The 20,232-nt window shown below is 74.1% G+C and carries 17 protein-coding genes; 6 read left to right on the forward strand and 11 right to left on the reverse strand.

The annotated features are described in order from the left end of the window. Window positions 1-93 precede the first annotated feature (93 nt). A complete protein-coding gene (locus tag CFP65_RS41995) occupies window positions 94-5,853 on the forward strand; it encodes a DUF5979 domain-containing protein (RefSeq protein ID WP_158701967.1) in 5,760 nt (1,919 codons plus the stop codon). Between the two features lie 28 nt (window positions 5,854-5,881). Here the strand turns inward: CFP65_RS41995 and CFP65_RS01670 are convergent, their stop codons facing one another. Next, window positions 5,882-6,904, reverse strand: coding sequence for a YdcF family protein (locus tag CFP65_RS01670; protein ID WP_104814409.1), 1,023 nt, complete (start codon window positions 6,902-6,904; stop codon window positions 5,882-5,884). Beyond that, window positions 6,901-7,947 (reverse strand): YihY/virulence factor BrkB family protein, encoded by a 1,047-nt coding sequence (locus CFP65_RS01675; protein WP_158701968.1) that lies wholly within the window; start codon window positions 7,945-7,947, stop codon window positions 6,901-6,903. The genes CFP65_RS01670 and CFP65_RS01675 overlap by 4 nt, the downstream gene beginning before the upstream one ends. A gap of 381 nt (window positions 7,948-8,328) precedes the next feature. Between CFP65_RS01675 and CFP65_RS42365 the strand changes: the two genes are divergently transcribed. After that, complete coding sequence (locus CFP65_RS42365; protein ID WP_371682343.1) at window positions 8,329-8,739, forward strand: PP2C family protein-serine/threonine phosphatase; 411 nt, start codon at window positions 8,329-8,331, stop codon at window positions 8,737-8,739. Beyond that, the gene (locus CFP65_RS42370; RefSeq protein WP_371682344.1) at window positions 8,739-8,966 is read left to right on the forward strand and encodes a SpoIIE family protein phosphatase; all 228 of its coding nucleotides are present in this window, start codon (window positions 8,739-8,741) and stop codon (window positions 8,964-8,966) included. Before CFP65_RS42365 ends, CFP65_RS42370 begins: the two co-directional genes overlap by 1 nt. 17 nt (window positions 8,967-8,983) lie before the next feature. Here the strand turns inward: CFP65_RS42370 and CFP65_RS01685 are convergent, their stop codons facing one another. From CFP65_RS01685 to CFP65_RS01725, 9 genes are all read right to left on the reverse strand, one after another. Beyond that, window positions 8,984-9,334 (reverse strand): STAS domain-containing protein, encoded by a 351-nt coding sequence (locus tag CFP65_RS01685; protein ID WP_158701969.1) that lies wholly within the window; start codon window positions 9,332-9,334, stop codon window positions 8,984-8,986. 29 nt (window positions 9,335-9,363) lie between these two features. After that, on the reverse strand, window positions 9,364-11,007 hold the full coding sequence (locus tag CFP65_RS01690) for a fused response regulator/phosphatase (RefSeq protein ID WP_104814410.1): 1,644 nt from the start codon (window positions 11,005-11,007) through the stop codon (window positions 9,364-9,366). After that, window positions 11,004-12,824: an ATP-binding protein gene (locus tag CFP65_RS01695; protein ID WP_254552163.1), complete on the reverse strand. Its 1,821-nt coding sequence runs from the start codon at window positions 12,822-12,824 to the stop codon at window positions 11,004-11,006. Before CFP65_RS01695 ends, CFP65_RS01690 begins: the two co-directional genes overlap by 4 nt. Next, a complete protein-coding gene (locus CFP65_RS01700) occupies window positions 12,821-14,032 on the reverse strand; it encodes an ATP-binding SpoIIE family protein phosphatase (RefSeq protein ID WP_104814411.1) in 1,212 nt (403 codons plus the stop codon). Before CFP65_RS01700 ends, CFP65_RS01695 begins: the two co-directional genes overlap by 4 nt. After that, complete coding sequence (locus tag CFP65_RS01705; RefSeq protein WP_104814412.1) at window positions 14,020-14,436, reverse strand: anti-sigma regulatory factor; 417 nt, start codon at window positions 14,434-14,436, stop codon at window positions 14,020-14,022. Before CFP65_RS01705 ends, CFP65_RS01700 begins: the two co-directional genes overlap by 13 nt. After that, window positions 14,433-14,810 (reverse strand): STAS domain-containing protein, encoded by a 378-nt coding sequence (locus CFP65_RS01710; protein WP_104814413.1) that lies wholly within the window; start codon window positions 14,808-14,810, stop codon window positions 14,433-14,435. Before CFP65_RS01710 ends, CFP65_RS01705 begins: the two co-directional genes overlap by 4 nt. Further along, window positions 14,807-15,649: an STAS domain-containing protein gene (locus CFP65_RS01715; protein ID WP_104814414.1), complete on the reverse strand. Its 843-nt coding sequence runs from the start codon at window positions 15,647-15,649 to the stop codon at window positions 14,807-14,809. Before CFP65_RS01715 ends, CFP65_RS01710 begins: the two co-directional genes overlap by 4 nt. A gap of 200 nt (window positions 15,650-15,849) precedes the next feature. Further along, on the reverse strand, window positions 15,850-16,245 hold the full coding sequence (locus CFP65_RS01720; protein WP_104814415.1) for an ATP-binding protein: 396 nt from the start codon (window positions 16,243-16,245) through the stop codon (window positions 15,850-15,852). A 119-nt stretch (window positions 16,246-16,364) separates the two neighbouring features. Then, the gene (locus CFP65_RS01725; protein ID WP_158701970.1) at window positions 16,365-16,754 is read right to left on the reverse strand and encodes an STAS domain-containing protein; all 390 of its coding nucleotides are present in this window, start codon (window positions 16,752-16,754) and stop codon (window positions 16,365-16,367) included. A gap of 221 nt (window positions 16,755-16,975) precedes the next feature. Between CFP65_RS01725 and CFP65_RS01730 the strand changes: the two genes are divergently transcribed. From CFP65_RS01730 to CFP65_RS01740, 3 genes are read left to right on the forward strand one after another with little or no spacing between them, the layout of a single operon-like run. After that, window positions 16,976-18,634 carry a PP2C family protein-serine/threonine phosphatase gene (locus CFP65_RS01730; RefSeq protein ID WP_104814417.1) on the forward strand — a complete coding sequence of 553 codons (1,659 nt, stop codon included), beginning with the start codon at window positions 16,976-16,978 and terminating at the stop codon, window positions 18,632-18,634. A 23-nt stretch (window positions 18,635-18,657) separates the two neighbouring features. Further along, the gene (locus tag CFP65_RS01735) at window positions 18,658-19,767 is read left to right on the forward strand and encodes a B12-binding domain-containing protein (RefSeq protein WP_104820572.1); all 1,110 of its coding nucleotides are present in this window, start codon (window positions 18,658-18,660) and stop codon (window positions 19,765-19,767) included. Continuing rightward, window positions 19,764-20,117, forward strand: coding sequence for an STAS domain-containing protein (locus CFP65_RS01740; RefSeq protein WP_104814418.1), 354 nt, complete (start codon window positions 19,764-19,766; stop codon window positions 20,115-20,117). The genes CFP65_RS01735 and CFP65_RS01740 overlap by 4 nt, the downstream gene beginning before the upstream one ends. Window positions 20,118-20,232: the final 115 nt, after the last annotated feature.

Here is a 20,232-nt window from a genome sequence, read left to right on the forward strand (position 1 = left end):
TCCGGCGGGCCCGCCGGCGGGCTGACCCGCCGTTAGGCCGTCCGGGCAGGACCGTGCGCGCCCTCCCCGACCGCGACCGAGCTGTCACCTAATGTGACGATCACTCAGGTCGACTGGATCGGACGGGCGCCCATGGTCTCCAGCCTCACCCCCCACCGGACCGTCCGAGCGGCGGCCGTCACCGCTGTGCTCGCGCTGGCCGCGACCCTGCTGGGCGTGCCCCCGGCCGCCGCGGCCGGGCCGGTGATGTCCCTCACCAAGGCGGTCGAGGGCGCCCCGAACCCGCTGGTGCCGGGCTCCACCTTCTCGTACAAGCTGACCCTCTCCTGCTCCTCGCTGAGCGTCTCCTGCGTCAACGCCGTGCTGGAGGACGTCCTCCCGGCCGAGTTCGACCAGACCTCGCTGCCGCCCACCACCCCCAACCAGCTGGTGGCCTACGACCCGGCCACCCGGAAGCTGCGGGTGGAGTTCCGCAGCCCGCTGGCCTCCCCGCCCAACCCGGCGGGCTCGGTGGGGCTGCCCGCCGGGACGACGGCCGACGTGTCGATCGGCATGCGGGTGCCCGAGAACGGGCCGCTCGAGGACGGCGACTCCGTCACCAACACGGCCGTGGCCAAGGCCGACAACGCGACCGAGGTGCTCGGCACCGTCACCCAGACCGTCACCGTGCCGAAGAACCTGGACGCCAAGGCGACCAAGAGCTGGCAGCCCGGCAGCGACGTGGCGCAGAGCGACGGCGAGTCCACCGTCACCCTGGGCACCGCCAACACCTCGGCGGCCGTGGCGGGCGTGAGCCTGCTGCGGATCGAGGACGACACCGCGGCGGTGTACGAGAACTTCGACCTGGTCTCGCTCGGCCCGGTCGGCCGGATGCCCAAGGGCGCCGACCAGGTCACGGTGCGGGTCTGCACCAAGCCGCCGGCCAGCCCCCACCCCTGCGCGGAGGGCGACTGGGTGAACGCCCCGGCCACCCCCGGCCCGGACCTCACCCTGCCGCCCGGGGTGACGGCCGGTCAGGTCACGGGGGTGCGCTTCGAGTTCTCCAACTCCACCGGCGCCGCCCTGCCCTACGACGCCGAGGGCGCCACCGTGCCGGTCAAGCTCAAACTGCGCCGTACCGAGCGCACCAGCGGCGCGGCGATCAACCCGGCCACCCGCAAGACCGTGCACAACTGCGCCGAGCCGAGTGTCAAGGACGCCGCCAGCCGGTTCACCATCATCGGCCTCCAGGCCTGCGCCGACCACGACATCCTGCCGAACATCGCCACCGTCGACCTGGACAAGCGGTTCTTCCCCGACAACCGGGGTGACTTCACCCAGAACGGCACCGCCGTGCGCGGCGAGAACTCCGGCGTCACCGCCCAGCTCAACGCCACCAACAGCTCCCCCTTCGCGGTCTCCGAGCTGACCATCACCGAGCCCTCGGACTCGGCCTCGGCCGCCCACGAGTTCGACAAGGTGGACGCCGCCAAGCTCAAGCTCGACTTCCCCGCCGGGGCCACCACCGCCGTGCTCACCGTGACCTGCCGGGACGGCTCCACCGTCGCTCCCGTCACCCTCGCCAACCCGCCCGCCTCGCAGACCCGGCCCAGCACCGGCTGCCCGGCCGGCAGCCCGCCCAAGCGGATCTCGGTCACCTACCGGGGCGAGCAGAACGGCGCCGGCACCATCAAGCCCGGCGCCACCGGAAAGCTCAGCGTCAACGGCACGCTCAACTCCAAGGTGACCGCCCAGGACACCAAGGACGGCGTCCGCGACTGCGCCGACGCGAGCGCCGCCAACCCGGCCAACGGCTCCGGCTCGGCGGCCATCACGGCCTGCGCCGACCTCAAGGTGCAGGAGCGCAACCCGGACGGCAACGGCTTCAAGTCCGCCTCCTGGACGGAGATCCCGCCCGGCCAGAACCTCGACTTCAGCCTCGGCTACACCAACACCGGCAACGTCACCCAGCCCAACGTCCGGGTCACCGACCCGGCCGACCCGCTGGCCCCCGGCAACCCCTTCGACCAGCTGGAGATCGTCGGCGTCCAGACCGACGGCAGCCCGCGCTCGCTCCACATCGGCCTCGAACTCTACGACCCCACCGTCAAGACCTGGGTGGCCTACGTGCCGCCGGACTCCGCGCTGCTCGCCCGGGCCAAGGGCGTGCGGATCACCGAACCGGACGGCATCCCGCCGCAGGGCTTCATGCGGGCCACCGTGACGGTGCGGCTGCGCCCGGGCGTCACCTCCGGCACCCTGCGCAACTGCGCCGTGGTCAGCGTCAACGGGGTCGAGAACGGCAACCCCAGCTGCTCCCCCGCCCTGGAGGTCAAGCCGCCCAAGGCCGCCGCCTCGCTCCAGAAGACCCTCGTCCCGGCCACCGTGCTGCGCCCGGTCACCGGCGTCTCCCCGCAGGACGTCACGGTGCGGCTGACCGCCGTGAACACCGGCAACCTGGGCCTCAAGCGGCTGGTGGTCACCGACCTCGACCCGGGCTTCTTCGACGCCGTCACCGTCTCCGCCCTGAGCGGCGTGACCTTCCCGAACGGCGCCGACCGCGTCCAGGTGGACGTCTGCACCACCGGCTGCCGCTCGGTGCCGCCGGTCTTCGTCAACGGCACGCCGACCGGCAGCACCAAGCCCGGCTTCCCGGCCGGGGTCGCCCCCGCCGACATCCAAGGCCTGCGCGTCACCTTCACCTCGGCCAAGGGCGGCTACGACATCCTGCCCGCCACCGGCGCCCCGAACTGGGGCGACTGCCCGAACAGCAGCGTCTGCCTGACGGTCCGTCCGCGCACCGGCCTGCGCTCGGCGCCGGGCACCCCGATCCCCGACACCGTCCCGGACACCGCCCAGGCCGCCGGTGAGAGCACCCTGCAGAACCCCGGCACCACCTTCCCGATCCCCGACGCCACCGCGACGCTGAGCGTGCGGGAGGGCACCAACAAGATCCGGGTGGAGAAGGAGCCGGCCCAGACCGTGCTCAGCCCGGGCGCGGTCGCCCCGTTCAACCTGCACGTCAAGAACACCGGCACCGCCCCGGTGCCCGATCTGGTGGTGGTCGACGAGGTGCCCGCCGGGCTCCGCTTCGACGACGCCTTCCAGGGCGACCAGGGCCGCCCGTACACCATCCGCTACCAGCTGCCGACCGGCGCCACCCAGCCCGCCCAGGTCACCTTCGAGCCGGACCGGGACGCGAGCGGGCGGATCACCAAGCTGCGCTGGCGGTTCACCGGCTGGACCTTCTACCCGGGCAGCGAGGTGACCCTCGGCTACCAGGTCAAGCTCAACGGCGGCGTGGCCGCCGGCACCACCATCACCAACGAGTTCGGCGCCGGCTCGGACACCGTCTCCAAGCTCAACTGCGACCCGTCCTCGCCCCGCCTCGGCACCCGCCAGGACGACCCCCGGTACGGCACGGGCACCTTCTGCACCTCCACCGCGCAGATCACCACCCGCTCGGGCGTCTCCTTCGACGCCGCCAAGTGGGTGACCGGTGACCGCGGTCTGGGGTACCTGGACGCCACCGGCAAACCCGTCCCGGCCGGCGACCCGCGCTGCCCCGAACTGACCGTCGCAGGCACCACCTACACCCGCTACCCCTGCGTCGCGCTCACCCTGGCCGGCCAGGACTTCTCCTACCTGATCCGAGTGGAGAACTCGGGCACCGAGCCCGCCCGTTCGCTCCAGCTCCTCGACGTGCTGCCCGCGCCCAAGGACACCGGCGTGCTGCTCGGCGACGAGCAGCGCGGCACCCAGTGGGACACCGTGCCCGCGCTCAGCGGCCCGGTCGGCTACGACGGGCCGGGCAGCGCCGCGCTGACCTACACCACCACCGGCAACCCGTGCGGCCGCAAGGTGGAGACGCCCAAGCGCAAGTGCGCCACCGCCTCCTGGAACGGCGCCACCGACCGGGCCACCGCCTTCGAGGCCGACGTCACCTTCCCCGCCGGCCTGGCCCCGGGCGCGGCCGTCACCTTCACCGTGCCGCTCCAGGCCCCGACCGACCTGACCATGGCGGAGTACCCCTCCGTGGCCTGGAACTCCTTCGCCCACACCGAGACGGTCAGCGTCAACGGCTCGCTGACCAGGCTGCCGGTGACCGAGCCGCCCAAGGCGGGCATCGGCCTGCTCTTCGGCAACATCCGGATCGTCAAGACCGTGCTCGACCCGCCGCCGGGCGTCCCGGTCGGCCCGTTCAAGCTGGCCTACTCCTGCCTGGTCACCACCGGCTCCGGCGCGGTCGTCGAAGTCCGCTCCGGCGAGGCGGAGTTCGGCCGCGACCGGCCGTTCGACCTGACCGGTGTGCCGGTCGGTGCCGTCTGCCGGTTCTGGGAGACCGAATCGGCCGGTGCCCAGAGCAGCAACCAGGGCCCGGGCCGGGCGATCGTGCTGACCGTCGTGCCCGCCCCCGACCGCGCCACCCACCAGACCGGCGACATCAGCAACCAGTACCCGCGCAAGGACCTGGTGATCGCCAAGCGCGTCACCGGCGAGGCCGGCCAGGCCGTCGGCCAGGGCCCGTTCAAGATCACCGTGGACTGCTCCTTCAACGGCACCCGGCTGCCGGACTTCCCCCAGCAGTTGGTCTTCACCGGGGACGACTCCCAGGCCCTCACCGACCTGCCCGAGGGCGCCAGGTGCCAGGTGGACGAGACCGACAACGGCGGCGCCACCCAGGTCCACTACCAGCTGGTCAGCTCGGCCCGCATCGACGCCACGACCGGGCGCGGCACCCTCGACAGCGTCGCCTCGGTCGGCCCGGTGGCCACCGTGATCGTCACCAACGAGTTCGCCACCGGCTCGCTCCGGATCGCCAAGAAGCTCACCGGCCCCGGCGGGGCGCTGGCCACCGGCCCGTTCCGCTTCGCGGTCGACTGCGAGTTCAACGGCCGCACCGGCGTGGTCACCCACACCCTGGACCTCACCGGGCCCGACCACCTCACCGGACAGCTGGACGGCCTCCCGGTCGGCGCCCTCTGCACCGTCACCGAGACCGAGGCCGGCGGCGCCGACCAGCCCGCCCCGCCGGTCCGGTCCGTGCTGATCAAGGAGGGCCTGACCGACCTCGCCACCGCCGAGCTGACCAACGGCTTCCACGCCGCCCGGCTCACCCTGGCCAAGCAGCTCACCGGCCCGCTGGCCCAGGCCGGGTACCTGCGCGAGGCCGTCTTCCAGCTGCACGTGATCTGCCGCCGGGACGGCCTCGGGGTGCTCGACCGCACCGTCACCCTCCGGCCCGGGCAGCCGGTCACCCTGCCCGAGCTGCTGCTCACCGGCACCCGCTGCTGGGCCGCCGAACTCCCGGGCGGGGCCACCACGGTGACGGTCTCCCACCCGGACGAGCAGCACGCCGCCGAGGTCACCGCCGACTCCACCGGCCTGACCATCACCGCCACCAACGACTACCGCCCCACCACCCTGGCCCTGCTCAAGCACCTGGCCGGGCCGGGCGCGGCGGCGGTCGGCGACCGCGAGTTCACCGTCGAGCTCAGCTGCACCCTGACCACCGCCCCCGGCACCCAGCCGCTCGTCCTGGTCGACCGCCGCCGCTACCAGCTGCGGGCCGGCGCCCCGCGCCAGGTGGACGACCTGCCCGCCCCGCTGCCCGCCGGCTCCCGCTGCTGGCTCACCGAGCCCGACCCGGCCGGGGCCGACGCCACCACCATCGAGCACGACTCCCCCGCCAACGCCCTCACTCTGGCCCTCGACCCGGCCACCCTCGACCTCACCAACCGCTACGACCGCACCAACCCCCCGCCCCTCCCCGAGACCGGCACCGACCCCCACCCCTGGCTCACCACCTCCCTCGCCCTCCTCCTGCTCGGCGCCGTCGCCCGCACCGCCGCCGCCGCCCGGCGCCGCCGCTGAAGCCCCTGACGGCCAGTCATCGGGGCCCTCACCATCCGGCGAGGGCCCCGGTGGCGGCGAGCACTCCGCAGACCACCGAGTTGGTGACGGGGTAGGCGACCAGGATGGCCGCATACTCCCGCAGGGTGGCGCTGGGCCAGTAGTACGCCGCGGTGGGCGCGGCAGCCGCTTCGCCGCGCACGCCGACCCGGCGGGCAGTGATGGCCGCCCGCAGGGCGTGGAAGTCGTTGGTGACGATCACACACCGGCCGCCGGGCCGAAGCCGCTCCATCAGGTCGCGGCTGAACCTCAGGTTCTCCTCGGTGTTCGTCGAGTGTGGCTCCTGCACGACCTTCGCCGCCGGCACCCCGCGCGCCGTCAGGTACCGGGCCATCGCCTCGGCCTCCGACACCTGCTCGTCGTCCCCCTTGCCGCCGGAGACCAGCAGCAGCGGGTCCCGTCCGCGCGCCCTCTGGTGCCGGTGGAGCGACAGGGCCCGGTCCAGTCGCGAGGCCAGCACCGGCGGCACGGTGGAGCCTTCGATCAGCCCGGCTCCGAGCACCACCACGAAGTCGACCGGCCGCCGCACGGCCACCCGCTGGTAGAGCAGTGCGTACCCGGCGAAGCAGACCAGCAGGAACGACAGGTACCCCGCCACCAGCAGCACGCCACCCGCACAGGCCCGCATCGGGCCCCCGCCCGCACGGGCAGCGACCGCCAGGAGAACGAGCAGCAGTAGGATCCCGGCCCCGGCCAGCAGCGACAGCAGGTTGGCCGGGTTGCGGTGCCCCTCCCGACGGACCATCCGGACGCCGTTCACCAGCAGGAAGCCGGCGGCCACCACGGCGGTCAGCACCGCCCCGGCGAGGACGGCGCCCGCCACCACCCCGGCCGCCGGACGGAACAGGCGGTGGAATTCGAGGAGCGCGCCACCCGCCAGGCACAGCGCGCCCAGGCCCAGCAGGACACCGTTGCCGAGCCGGCGCCGATCGCCCAGGAACCGTCGGAGGAAGGCAACCGACAGCACCACCACGGCCGCGGCGAGCAGGTACCGCAGGTGGAGGAAGGTCATCGTGCTTCCCCCACGGGTGCCGACGACGGCCGGGGCACGGCCGGGTCGACGTCGAGGCTGACCGACCGGAACACCACCGTGACCTCCGCCCTGCGCGTGCACGCGGCGGCGCTCACGTAGGAGGCCTGGGCACGCTCGTCCGCGCCGGTCATCGGGGCATCCTCGGCGAAGAGCGATCTCAGTGACCGGGGCCACAGCCGCCGGAGCCGCACGGCCCCGCTCTCCGCGCAGGCGACCAGGGTGAGGGCGGCGAGGTAGATCCAGGCCAGCAGGCCGAGCACCACGCCGAACAACCCGTACGCCGTCGCTCCGCGCAGCGCGTGGCCCACGTAGTAGGTGCCCACCGAGAGCAGCAGCTGCCAGGCCACGGCCGCCCCGAGCGCCTCCGGCCACAGCAGCCGCATCCGCAGCTCACGGTCGGTCAACAGCTTCAGCGCGGCCAGCAGCAGGGCCCCGTTCACGGCGATCGAAACAGGCACGGCCGCGGCACCGACGGTCCACCCCACCCAGCCGGGCTCGCCGTGCAACCGGGCCGAGACCGCCGCCGGCAGGCTGGACACACCGGCCGCGGCGCCCAGCAGCCCGAGCAGCGGAAGTCCGCGCAGCCGGGCGGCCACCGCGCTGCGGCGGCGGTGCCGGGGGACGGCCCAGACCGTGTCGAAGGCGTTCTGGACGGCCTGCGCCACGCCGAGCGCACCGTAGAGCGTGCCCGCGATGCCGACGGCCAGTGCGAGCCCGCTGCCCTGGAAGGTGCGGATGTCGTGGGCGACCTGATCCCCGACCACCGGGAACTGACGCAGCGCCGAATGCAGCACCTCCTCCTGGAGGTGGGGGTTGCCGTGCAGGGCGAAACCCAGGGCCGTCACCAGGAGCAGCAGCATCGGGAAGAGCGAGAGGAAGCCGTAGTAGGTGATCAGCGCGGCCAGGTAGCCGCCCTGGTCGTCGAGGAACTTGTGGGCCACCGCGACCGCGAGGCCCAGCGGGCGGTGTCGCCGCTGGTAGTCGTCGATCCGCCCGATCAGGCCGAAGGCCCTGGCGGGCACCTCCTCCCACCCCGGACCGGTCAACGCGACCGCCCGACGCCGACCCGGGTGGCGGCCGTCTGCCACCGAGCACGAGAACCGGCGCCCGCCCCGATGAGGACCACGGCGAGCAGCAGGACGATGAGGAGTGGGAGCATGGCGACCCTTCCGTCGGCGACGGCCCTCGTCTGCCCCGCCCCGCCCGGTCCACACCGGCGAGCGGACGCCGGCCCTGGCGCTACGCCGCGCGGTTCCGGCACCGGCAGACCCAGCCGGCAAGTCGGTGACCACGTCAGCCGCTGTCACCGCGAGGTACGGCGTTCTCCGGAAGTGGGGGGCACCGAACATGAGCGACACCTCCGACAAGATCCAGCACAGGGCGCAGGTGACCTGCTGCAACGGGTGCTGCGGTACGCGGTGCACCGCAAGCAGGCCGAGCTGGCCGGTGCGGAGCTGCGCGAGAACCGGATCCGCGAGCAGGAGAACGCCCGGCTGGAGCGCGGTCTGCTGCCGACCGCCCTGCTGACCTCGGATCGGGTCACCGCGACCACGCGGTACCTGCCGGGCCGCGAACGGACCCAGCTCGGTGGGGACTTCCTCGATGTGGTGGAGACCCCCGACGGCATCGTGCACGCCGTCATCGGCGACGTGAGCGGCCACGGGCCGGACGAGGCGGCGATCGGTGTCTGCCTCCGGATCGCCTGGCGCGCGCTGGTGCTCGCCGGGCACCGGGGCGTCGAACTGCTGGCATGGCACCCGGTCTTCGCCTCTGGCAGGCCAGTCCGGTCTCCCTCCCGACCTCCGGAGCGCTGATGCTGTACACCGACGGGCTGGTGGAGGGTCACCGGGGGCCCGGGAGCGCGCACCTGGGCACGGACGGGATGCTGGAGCGGCTGGCCGCCGGCCGCGCCGACGGCACCTCGGCGGTGCTGGACGAGCTGATCGGCACCGCGCGGCGGCTCAACGCCGGGCGGCACGCGGACGATCTCGCCATCCTCCACCTGGCCTGGAACAGGGCCGGGGACGGCTCGGCACTCTGAGAGCCGGCGCCTTGGCCTCAGGGCGCCGAGGCGTCCACGGCCCGGTCGACGTCCTCGTGGTGGGAGAGCAGGCTCTCCACACCGGTGAGGGCGAGCAGGTGCCGGAGGTCGGCCGGCGCACCGACCACCGGGAGCCGTGCACCGGGCACCGGGGTCCGCCGGGAGGCGAAGACGAGCTCCGCGATGCCGATCGAGTCGCAGAAGCGCAGCTCGGTGAGGTCGAGCACCAGGAGGAGGCCGGCCGGGGTCCGTTCGAGGGTCCGCCGCAGCCGCGGGGCGGTGTAGTGGTCGAGTTCGCCGGAGAGCACGACGACGGTCGCACCCGTCTCGTGGGTGCGGACGTCGATGGTGAGGGTGTAGTCGGGCACGTGGGCTCCGGGGTGCTGGGGCGGGCCGGTCAGTGGAGTCGGGCGAGCAGCAGGGCGACGTCGTCCGCCTGGCCGGAGGAGAAGGCGTGCAGCAGCAGGTCGCCGGCCTCGTCGAGGTCGGCCGGCCCCTGGGCGAAGGAGGATCTGAGAGCCTCCAGGCCGGTCTCGAGGTTCTCGCCCGGGACCTCGACCAGACCGTCGGTGACCAGCAGGAGCGTGCTGCCCGGCGGGGTGTCGTACGTGGTCGCGGGCGGCTGCGGGAGGTTGAGGCCGAGCAGGATGCCGTGTTCGGTCAGGAAGCGGGTGGTCCCGCCGGGCATCCGCAACAACGGGGGCAGGTGGCCCGCGTTGGCCAGGTGGATGCGGCGGCGGCCGGGCTCGATCAGCACCAGGCAGACGGTGGCCGTACTGCCCGGGCGGAGCTGGACGAGCAGGGCGTCCAGCCGCTCCAGCAGGGTGTGCGGGTGGTGCCCCTCGATCGCGTAGGCCCGGAGGGCGTGGCGCAGCTCGCCCATCACCATGGCGGCTTCCAGCGAGTGGCCGGCCACGTCGCCGATCGCCAGCAGCAGGCCGGCCGGGGTCTCGATCGCCTCGTAGAAGTCTCCGCCGATCTCGCTCTGCTCGGAGGCGGGCTCGTACCGGACGGCGAGGTCGACGCCGTGCGGGGCGGGCAGGCGGTCCGGGAGGAAGCTGCGCTGAAGGGTGAGGGTCAGGGCGTGTTCCTCGGCCTGACTGCGCAGGGCCTCGAGGGCCAGGGCGGTGGCCTGGGTGAGTTGGGAGAGCAGGCGGCGCTCGTCCAGGGCCGCCGAGGCCGGCGGGTCGACGACCAGGGCCACCAGCGGGCGTCCCGGCTTGGTCCGGGCGACCACCAGGGTGACGTCCTCCCGTGGCAGGCCGTGTCCCGGGGGGACGTTCTCCGCCAGTGCGGCCTGCCACTGCCCGGCGTCCAGCCGCACCGTGTCGATGCCCGTGGCGTCGCCGAGGGTGTGGTGGGCGAGGGCGTCCAGCAGCGCGGGCGAACCGGTCACGAGGCGGACCGCCGGGCCGGGCTCGGCCGCCGGGTGCGGGTGGCAGTGGGCGAGGTGGAGCGTCTCCCGGTGCGGCCCGAGGAGGACGGCCGTGGCGGTCGTGGCGCCCAGCTCGATCGCACCCAGCGCCGCAGCCGTCACCATGGTCTCCGCGTCGGTGGCGCCGTAGAGCGCGAGCGTGCTGCGGTGCAGCGCGGCGACCCGGTCGGCCAGCAGCTCCGCACGGCGGCGGGCGCGGGTGTAGCGCAGCACGGCGGTGACGGTGGCTTGCAGCTCGGCCGGGTCGATGGGCTCGGTGAGGTAGGCGTCCGCGCCGCGGTGCAGGCCCTGGGTGCGGTCGCTGGCCTCGATCGCGGTGGCGGAGATGTGGACCACCGGCAGGTCAGCGGTGTGCGGCTGCTTCTTGATCCGCTCGCACACCTCGAAACCGGTCATGTCGGGGAGCCGCACGTCCACCAGGGCGAGCTCGGGCAGGCGGTGCGCCGGTGCTTCGGCCAGCAGCGCCAGCGCCTCGGCCCCGTCGACGGCCTCGACGACCTGGTGACCGGCCCGGCGCAGCCAGCTGCCGACGATGTACCGCGTGGTGGGGTTGTCGTCGAGCACCAGGACGGTGGCCGGTCCGGCATCGGGAACGGCTCCGGTCATGGATGCTCCTGGGGTGGGACGGCTGAGGCCGGCGGCGTGGGGGTGGCTGAACCGCCGGCCGTGGCCGGGTGGTCGGCGAAGAGTGCGGTCGCCAGGCGCCCGCTGGTCAAGGCCGTCTTGGGCAGCACGGCCCTGGCGTGGGTGAGCAGGTCTCGGCGCAGGGAGGCGGGCGCGGCGGAGGTGAGGACGACGACGGGCAGGCGGCGCAGATCCGGGTCGGCGCTCAGCTGGGCCAGCACCTGGTAGCCGTCGAGTCCGGCCATCTGCAGGTCGAGGAGGACCCCGTCGGGGCGTTCGCGCCGGATGGTGTCCACCGCCCCGCTGCTCTCGGCGACCTCCACCACGCGCTCGGCCACCCCCGCCAGCAGCGGTCGCAACAGGGCCCGGAAAGCGGCGTCGTCGTCCACCACGACCAGGGCCGCCGACCGGGCCGGGAGCCCGGGGTCGGCGGCCCGGCCGGTCGGCAGCCGCACGGTGATGGTGGTCCCGGCCTCCGGGGCGCTCTCCAACTCCATCGTCCCGCCCAGGATCTCGACCAGGCGCCGCGCATAGGGCAGCCCCAGCCCGGTGCCGTGGCGACCGCGCTGGTGCGGGCCGCGGACCTGGTAGAACTCCTCGAAGACGCGTCCGTGCTGGTCGGCCGGTATGCCGATGCCGGTGTCGGCCACGGTCAGCACCAGGTGCTCGGGAGCCCCGACGCCGGACGGGCGGTCGAGGCGGGCATCCAGTCGGACGGAACCGGTCTCGGTGAACTTCAGGGCGTTGGACAGCAGGTTCCGCAGGATTCGGGCGAGCATGGTCTCGTCCCCGACGATCGGGCCGGGGTCCTCCGGCGGGGCGACGGTGAGCACCACGCCCGGCCGGGCGAGTCCGCGCAGCGTGCCGTCCAGGTGGGCCAGGACGGCCCGCAGGTCCAGCGGCGCCCAGGTGGGTTCGAGGGTCCCGGACTCGGCCTTCGCGACGTCCAGGAGTTCGTCGACCAGGGCGAGCAGGGTGCGTCCGGAGTCGGCGATCAGCGAGAGCTGCTGCTCGCGCTCGGCCGGTGCGGCCCCGGTGTCGGTGAGCAGGAGTTCGGCCAGCCCGACCACGGCGTTGACCGGCGTGCGCAGCTCGTGGCTGACGTTGGCCCAGAACCGGGTCTTGGCCTCGCTGGCCTCGCGCAACTGCTGGGACTTCTCCTCCAGCTCGGCGTAGAGCGCGACCACACCCCGGTTGGTCTCCTCCAACTCCTCGGACAGCTCGGCGTAGAGCGCGACCACGCCCCGGTTGGTCTCCGCCAACTCCTCGTTGAGGCGCTTGAGCTCCTCGCCCTGGGCTCGGGTCCGCTCGAGTGCGGCGATCAGGTCGCGGGTCTGCTCGCGCCCGTCGTCCGACTCGGTCGAGCCGGCGTGGGAGCCCAGCAGCAGCCGTGCCTCGGCCACGCCGGCCGCGTCGGCTTCGAGTGGGGTCGGCAGCTGCTGTTCCAGGCGGACCCACCCGCCGTCGACAGAGTCTCCGTGACTGGTGGGGAGCATGCGCGCGCACGCCTCCAAGGCGTCGGAGGAAGGGGGGTGCCCGCCGTGGTACTCCAAGGTGACACCGAGAGCGGGGCGCGGGCCGTGGTGGATGTCGAAGTGCGTGGCGAGCCGGTTGGTGCCCAGGAGGTCCCGGCCGAGCTCGCTCAGGGCGGTCGCCAGGCGGACGGCGTCCTGGCCGTCCGCCCCCAGCAGCTCGGCGACCGCCTTGCCGAGGCGGCGCAGGGCGAAGCCGTCCTGCGCCGAGCTGGTCGGCACGGTCCCCAGCCGGACGGGCTGGCGGTCCGGCGGCAGGGTACTCACCACAGGCCCTTGGCCACGAGGACGCCGGCGTCGTCCCGCCGGACCCCGGCCTCCCGCAGCAGCAGCGCGGCGGCCGTGACCGGCAGCTGGGCGCACATGCCCGGCAGCGCGGCGGCCTGCCACCGATCGGTCAGACCGTCCGAGTGCATCACCACCGCACTGCCGGGGGCGAGTTGCTGACGGACCGTGCGCAGCGCGGGCAGCTGGTGGCCGACGATCCCCGGCGCGGACGGCAGCGAGCGGCGGGCGCCGGTGGCGGGGTCCACTGTGAAGGTGCTGATGTTGCCGACTCCGCACACGCCGACCCGCCGCTCGGCCGGCTCCACGAGACCGACCGCGACCGCTCCGCCGCGTCCCGAGCGCAGGGCGTGGTGGATGTCGGCGAGCACCCCGTCCGGAGTGGTCGCCGTGGTGTGCCGGAACGCCGCGACCGCGTCGAGCGCGGCCTTGGCCGCCAGCGGACCGTGGCCCAGGCCGTCGCAGAACATGACCAGGAAGGCACCGGACTCCTCCGGCGGCGGCGCGGTGGACGCCCCGGCGGGGACCGGCGCCCACCGGTCGGAGCGGGTCGGTCCGGGGCGCCCGGCGGTGCCGGTCAGCACCGACCAGTCCAGGGTGCCGGGAGACCGGTACGGTCGGCTGGGCACCGGTGCGGGCGGGTGGCTGCTCGGCAGTGTCCGGGCGGCCCAGGCGTCCCCGCAGAGCTCCTGACCGCTCATCGGCCTGGTGATGCCGGTGACCACCGCTTCACCGCCTGCGGCGGCGAGGCGGCCACCGGGCGTGCGGTTCCAGAACCGGGCCGTCATCACCGTGCCGCGCCCCGGGAGGGAGTGCACGTCGAAGGTGTCGGCCAGCCGGGAGATCGCGCCCAGGCCGATGCCGAGCGTGCCTCCGGACGAGACGCCGTCGGTGAGCGCGCGGGCGATGTCGGGCATCCCGGGGCCGTGGTCCAGCGTGACGCACTCCAGGGCCGCTTCGGAGTCCGTCCGCACGACCCGCAGCAGGAGCGACCCGTCCTTGGCGTGCCGCCGCAGGTTGGTGGCCGCCTCGCTGACCGCCAGCGCGACCTCGGCGACCCGTTCGGGCAGCAGGGCGGCGCGCTGGGCGAGGCTGCGGGCACCGCTGCGGGCGGCAGCCGCCAGCGACTCGGAGTCCCGGAACCAGGCCGCGTCCTCGCACTCCATCAGCGGTACGGTCAGCGTGCCCATTTGGTCACCGACACCTTGGTGCCGATGCCGGTCCGGCTCTCCAGCTCGAAGTCGTCCACCAGGCGCCGTGCGCCGCTCAGGCCGAGGCCCAGTCCGCCGCCGGAGGTCCAGCCGTCGGTCAGAGCCAGGTCCAGGTCGGGAATGCCCGGTCCGGTGTCCTCGAAGACCGCGTGGACGCCCCGGCGGCCGTCCCGCTGCACGGTGGCGCAGCGCATCGCCCCGCCACCGCCGTAGACGAGGGTGTTGCGGGCCAGTTCGCTGGCGGCCGTGACAAGCTTGGTCTGGTCCACCAGGGAGAGCCCGCACTGCTGGGCGAGGGTCCGGACCAGCTGCCGGGCCCGGACCACGTCGTCGTTGGACACGATCGGGACGGTCTGCGCCACGTCCTCGGCCGACCTGGTCATCCGCGGTCCGCGCCCGCGACGCGGTCGCGCTCCAGGAGCGCGAGGCCCTTCTCCAGCGTCAGCGCGGTGCGCACGCCGCCCAGGGACAGGCCCAGTTCGACCAGGGTGATGGCCACCGCCGGTCGCATGCCCACCACCACGGTCTCGGCGTCGAGCATGCGCGAGATCGCGGCGGTGTTGGCGAGCATCCGGCCCACGAAGGAGTCGACGATCTCCAGGGCGGTGATGTCGATCACCACGCCGATCGCCCCGGTGGCCACGATCCGCTCGGCGAGGTCGTCCTGCAGGTCCAGGACGGTCTGGTCCTCCAGATCGATCTGGATCGACACCAGGAGGACATTACCCAGCTTGAGGACGGGGACGCGGTCGGTCACTTGAGACCGCCCGTCAGGGCGGCCGCGGTGCCGATCCGCTGCAACACGTACCGCAGGGCGTCGGCCAGGCTCGCCTTGGTCACGATGTCGCCGAACTGCACGCCGAGCGCCACCAGGGTCTGGGCGATCTGCGGCCGGATGCCGGAGATCGTGCACTCCGCACCCATCAGCCGGGCCGCGACCACCGTCTTGAGCAGGTGCTGCGCGACCTCGGTGTCCACCGCCGGGACACCCGTGATGTCGATGATGGCATGCTCGGACTCCGAGTCCACCAGGCTCTGGAGCAGCTTCTCCATGACGATCTGGGTCCGCGCCGAGTCCAGCGTGCCGACCAGCGGCACCGCGACCACGCCCTCCCACAGCTTCACCACCGGGGTGGAGAGCTCCAGGAGTTGCTCGGCCTGCGCGCTGATGATCTCCTCGCGGGTCCGGGCGTACGCCTCGATGGTGAACAGACCCAGGGCGTCCAGCAGACGGGCGAGCTGGAGGTAGGCCGCGATGTCCTCGGCGGAGGTGGCGGTCGTCGGCTCCAGCACGTCCTTGCAGGCGAAGACGCTGGTCGCCGTCTCGGTGGGGGTGAACCCGTGCTGGGCACGGTTGCGCGACAGTTCGACCAGCAGCGCGCGGACCTCGGAGTAGCCCTCGGCCCGCCAGTCCGGGCCGCCGTCCCGCAGGGCCTGGACCAGCGCCTGGTAGAGGTCCGTCAACTCCCGCTCCAGCTCGGCCCGGCTGATCCGGCCCCGCAGGATGGCCGCCACCGCCTCGACCCACCGGTCCAGCACCTCGCCGTCACGCGTCAGGAGCTCGACGAGCCGATCGGACGATTCCTCTGCCGCCATCAGGCGTTCTCCTCCACTGTGGGCGCGATCCCGGGAGGCCGAGGCCATCCCTGATCAGCTGAACAGCCCGCCGACCTGATGATCGGACAGGCGTCGGTCCGCGCCGGCACCGGAGCGGACCGGCGGTCGTCTACCCACTGCTCCGGATCTCACTCCGCCTGATCCGGATCTCACTCCGGCCGTCCGCCCGCGTACCCGACCTAGCGGACGGGCAGCGTGACGGCGATGCACTTGCCCCTTGCGGGCAGCGGTCGGACGACACAGGTCGCGGCCAGGCTCAGGACGATGGTCCACCCCCGCCCGCCCAGGCGGTCCGGGCCGCGGTCCTCCGGGGCCGGCTCCTGCGGACGGCGGTCCGCCGCGTCCTGGACCTCGATGCACAGGACCGTGGCGTCCGCCGTCAGCCAGGTGCGGAAGCCGGTGACTCCGCCACCGTGACGCAGCGCGTTGGTGACGAGTTCGGTCGCCACCAGGTGCGCGTCCACCCGGACGGCCCTGGTGTCACCGGGGACTCGGTCGAGCAGCGTGGTGATGGCCGACCGGGCCTGTCCGGCCGTGGTCACCGGGAGGTCGAAGCGGGTGGATGGTTCCGGCATGCGAGGACCTCGAAGGGGTGATTCCGCAGCGCACCACGCGGTGTGCGGAGCAGCGGGGTGGGCGGCCTTCTCCTGCCCGGCGGGCCGTGCCGCACGCCGCACAGCCAGGCCCGGCGGCCTCATCGGCCGTTGCTCGTCGATGGTGTCTTCCCCGCCGGTGCGTCCGCCGCCTGTTCGACCGGCGGCGCGAAGTGGAAGTGGCCGATGGTGGCGGAGACCTCGAACAGCCGCTGCACCGAGGGATGCAGCGGGCCCGCGATGAGGAGCCGCCCGCCCGTCGCGGCGAGCTGCCGGTGCGCCTCGAACAGGGTGTGCAGCACCGAGGAGTCGGCGAAGGTCACGGCGGACAGGTCGACGGTCAGCAGCCGCGGGCTCCGCCCGCAGGCGGCGCGGATGCGCCGGGCGAACTCGTCCGCGTTCTCCCAGTCGAGTTCACCCCGGGCGAGCACGCTCGGGTGGTCGTCCGCTGCGCGGGCTCCGTGGCCGTTCGGGTCGGTGGTCTCCGTCACGCTTGGGATGCTAGGGCATCAGCTCGCCGTCCGGAGAGCCTGGTTCACGGTCGGAAGGGTACGGGTACCATCGGTCGCTACCCGGGCGTACTGTGGGGCCTGTCGGCTTTGCGCTGGTATCGGGCGGTCGGCGCGGTTCGTCTCCCCGAGCCGCATCCGCGGTGGTCCTCGGCCGCTGCCCGAGAAGAGTGACGAGGTGACGGCCTGTCAGGGCCGACAAGATGACCTTCCCCCAGACGGAGACCTCCATCGCACCGGGCGAGACCGAGCCGTCCTTCCTCGCCGCGGCACCCTATCCGGTCCTGGTGCTGGCGACCGACGGCACGGTCCGGGACGCCAGCGACGCCGCCTGGGAGTTGCTCGGCCGTCCGGCCGGACGGGACGCCGCCGCCGTGCCGTGGCTGCTCGAGGCCCACCTGCGCCTGCTCGCCACCGCGAGCGGTCGGGCCGACGGGGCAGCGCCGGCCGCCACCGTGCACGGCCGGGTCGCCGGCGGTGAGGTGGAGGCCCATCCCTCGGTACGGCCTGACGGGAGCGTGGTGTGGTGGCTGGTGGACCGCGCCGACCACCGACTGACAGCCGAGCAGGATCGGTGGGAACTGCTGGCCGAGCTCTCGGGCCTGCTGCTCTCCTCGCTGAACGTCGACCGCTGCCTGGAGACCACCGCGCAGCAGGCCGCCGCCCACCTCGCGGACGCGGCCGTGGTCGTCTCCCCCACCGGGGGCCGGGTGCTCCGCTTCGTCTCGTGCGTGCGCGGCGGCCGGCCGCAGCACGGCCGGGCCCGGGTCGACCCGGCGGACGTGCCCGGGCTGGCGGAGGCCCTGCGGGGTTTCCCGCCGGTGCCGTCCCGGTGGATCGACCCGGCCACGGCCCCGGACTGGCTCAGACCGGAGGGCATGACGGCCGTCGGGGCGGTGTCCGTCACGCCGCTGCCGGGTCACGGCGTACCGGCCGGGGCGCTGGTGCTGCTGCGCGGCCCCGGCGAGGGCGCCTTCACGCAGGCGGAAGAGGTCTTCGCCAGGCTGTTCGCCGCCCGCGCGGGCGCCGCGGTGTCGGCGGCCGTGATGTACTCGGAGCAGGCCGCCGTCACCGACCTGCTGATGCGTGACCTCCTGCCGCCGCGGCTCGAACACCTCGACGGGGCCGATTTCGCCGGCGGCTACCGGGCCTCGGAGGACCGGGCTCGGATCGGCGGCGACTTCTACGACGTCCACCCCGCGGCCGACCCCGGGGGCGAGACCCTGGCGGTGCTCGGAGACGTCTGCGGCAAGGGGCTCGAGGCCGCCGTGCTCACCGGCAAGATCCGCAACACGCTGCACGCACTGCTGCCGCTGGCGGACGACCACCCGCGACTGCTGGCCATGCTCAACCGTGCGCTGCTGACCTCGCACCACACCCGCTTCGCCACCATGGTGCTGGCCTCGGTGCGCCGCCGGTCGGACCGGGTGACGGTGCGGCTGTCGGCGGCCGGCCACCCGGCACCCCTGATCGTCCGGGCGGACGGCAGGGTGGAGGCCTCTCCCACCTGCGGCAGCCTGGTGGGCGTGCTGCCGGAGACCACGGTCGAGTCGGACACCGTGGAGCTGGCCCCGGGCGAGGCGTGCGTCCTGTACAGCGACGGCGTCACCGAGGCCCGCGGCGGCCCGCTGGGCGAGGCGATGTTCGGCGAGGAGCGCCTGCGCAGGGAGCTCGGCCAGTGCGCGCGGATGCCTGCCGAAGCCATCGTCGAACGCGTCCTGATGCTCGCCTCGCAGTGGGTCGGCGGCGGCCGTCACGACGACATGGCCGTCCTCGTCGTCGCCGCGCCGCAGGAGGGCCGGCTGACGCCGTCCGACGGGCACCGGGCTGCGGTCACCGGGCCGCAGGGGTGCGCCGCGTGAGGGCGGCCGAGCCGGTCACCGGCGTGTCCGTGAGCGCGGCCGGAGCGACGGACCCGACCGAGTGGGCCGAGCAGCTGTGGGAGGCGGTCGAGACCGGCCGGGAAGCGGCCGCGGCCGCCGTGGTCTTCGGGGCGCTGACCGCCGGGGTGGACCCCGAGGCCGTGCTCCTGGACGTGATCGCCACCGTCCAGGCCCGGATCGGTCACGCTTGGGCGGCGGACCGGATGACGGTGGCTCAGGAACACGCTGCCACGGCGGTCAACGACCGGGTGGTGGCCGCACTGGCCCACCACCCCGCCGTCCTCGACGCCACACCCCGCACCACCCGGGGGCGCGTCACGGTGTCCTGCGTGGACGGTGAGTGGCACGCCTTCCCCGCCCGGTTGCTGAGCCAGGTGCTGACGCTGCGCGGCTGGGAGGTGGACCACCTCGGCGCGCAGGTGCCCACCCCGCACCTGATCACCTGGCTGCACCGCACCGGGCCGGCCGCCGTGGCCCTCTCCGCCTCCCTGGCCCCGCGGCTGCCCGCCGCGCACGCGGCGATCACGGCCGCCCAGGCCGCCGGCTTCCCGGTGCTGGCCGGAGGCGCGGCCTTCGGCCCGGGCGGCCGGTACGCCCGGCTGCTCGACGCCGACGCGTGGGCCGGGGACGCCCGGGGCGCGGCCGACCGGCTGGCCGAGGGGCTGTCCGCCCCCGCGCCGGTGCACCAGCCCGTCGACGATCTGCCGCACCTGGCCGACCAGGAGTACACCCTGGTCCGCCAGAGCGCCCAGCGCCTGGTCCGCGCGGTCGTGTCGGGCTTGACCGAACGCTCACCCGTGGTCCGCGCCTACACGGAGCTGCAGGTGCAGCACACGGCCGAGGACGTCGCCCATCTCGTCGACTTCCTCGCCGCAGCGCTCTACGTCGACGATCCCGACCTGTTCGGGGGCTTCCTGGCCTGGACCGCGGACGTCCTCGACGCCCGCGCGGTCCCGGCCGCCTCCCTGGTCCCGACCCTGGACATCCTGCGCCGCGAACTACGCGACCTGCCCCGCGCCGTCGCCCAGCTGGACCACGGCCGCGACGTCCTCGAACGCCGGCCGGGGCCGCCCCCCACCGTTCCGCACCAGCACTTCCGAGCCAGGACATGACCGCACCCCGCGACCCCTCAGCCATCCCCGCCCCGGACGCCCCGGGCCCGCAGTCCTCGACCGTCACCGTGCGGGTCGAGGGCGACCTCGACTACGAGACCTGCGACGCCCTTCTGGCGGCCGTCGCCGAGGCCGTGGCGGCCCGGCCGACCGCCACGGCCCTCCGCCTCGACTGCGCCGCCATGACCCTGTGCGACTCCATGGGCCTGTCGGCCCTGCTCCAGCTCCGGCGCCAGACCGAAGGCACAGGCCAGCGGCTCCTGATCGACCGTCGCCCGCCGCACCTGGACCGGCTCCTCCAGCTGACCGGCACCCACGACTACCTGCTCGGCCCCTCCGACCCCAGCTGAGGCCCCCTCCGGCAGGGCACGCCCGGCCCCAGGCCCGGGGGCCGGGCGTGCCATCCCGCATCCGGTCCATACGGGGTCCGGTCAGCCGCCGGCTGCCCACCGAGCGCACCGAGGC

Origin of the sequence: Kitasatospora sp. MMS16-BH015 (assembly GCF_002943525.1) — a bacterium.
In the GTDB taxonomy this organism is placed as follows: domain Bacteria; phylum Actinomycetota; class Actinomycetes; order Streptomycetales; family Streptomycetaceae; genus Kitasatospora.

Coding starts and splice junctions, on each gene's coding strand:
- CFP65_RS01670 (WP_104814409.1), bottom strand. CDS start 6,904: ATGACCTTCCTCCACCTGCGGTACCTGCTCGCCGCGGCCGTGGTGGTG.
- CFP65_RS42370 (WP_371682344.1), top strand. CDS start 8,739: ATGCTGTACACCGACGGGCTGGTGGAGGGTCACCGGGGGCCCGGGAGC.
- CFP65_RS01690 (WP_104814410.1), bottom strand. CDS start 11,007: ATGACCGGAGCCGTTCCCGATGCCGGACCGGCCACCGTCCTGGTGCTC.
- CFP65_RS01700 (WP_104814411.1), bottom strand. CDS start 14,032: ATGGGCACGCTGACCGTACCGCTGATGGAGTGCGAGGACGCGGCCTGG.
- CFP65_RS01705 (WP_104814412.1), bottom strand. CDS start 14,436: ATGACCAGGTCGGCCGAGGACGTGGCGCAGACCGTCCCGATCGTGTCC.
- CFP65_RS01715 (WP_104814414.1), bottom strand. CDS start 15,649: ATGGCGGCAGAGGAATCGTCCGATCGGCTCGTCGAGCTCCTGACGCGT.
- CFP65_RS01720 (WP_104814415.1), bottom strand. CDS start 16,245: ATGCCGGAACCATCCACCCGCTTCGACCTCCCGGTGACCACGGCCGGA.
- CFP65_RS01730 (WP_104814417.1), top strand. CDS start 16,976: ATGACCTTCCCCCAGACGGAGACCTCCATCGCACCGGGCGAGACCGAG.
- CFP65_RS01740 (WP_104814418.1), top strand. CDS start 19,764: ATGACCGCACCCCGCGACCCCTCAGCCATCCCCGCCCCGGACGCCCCG.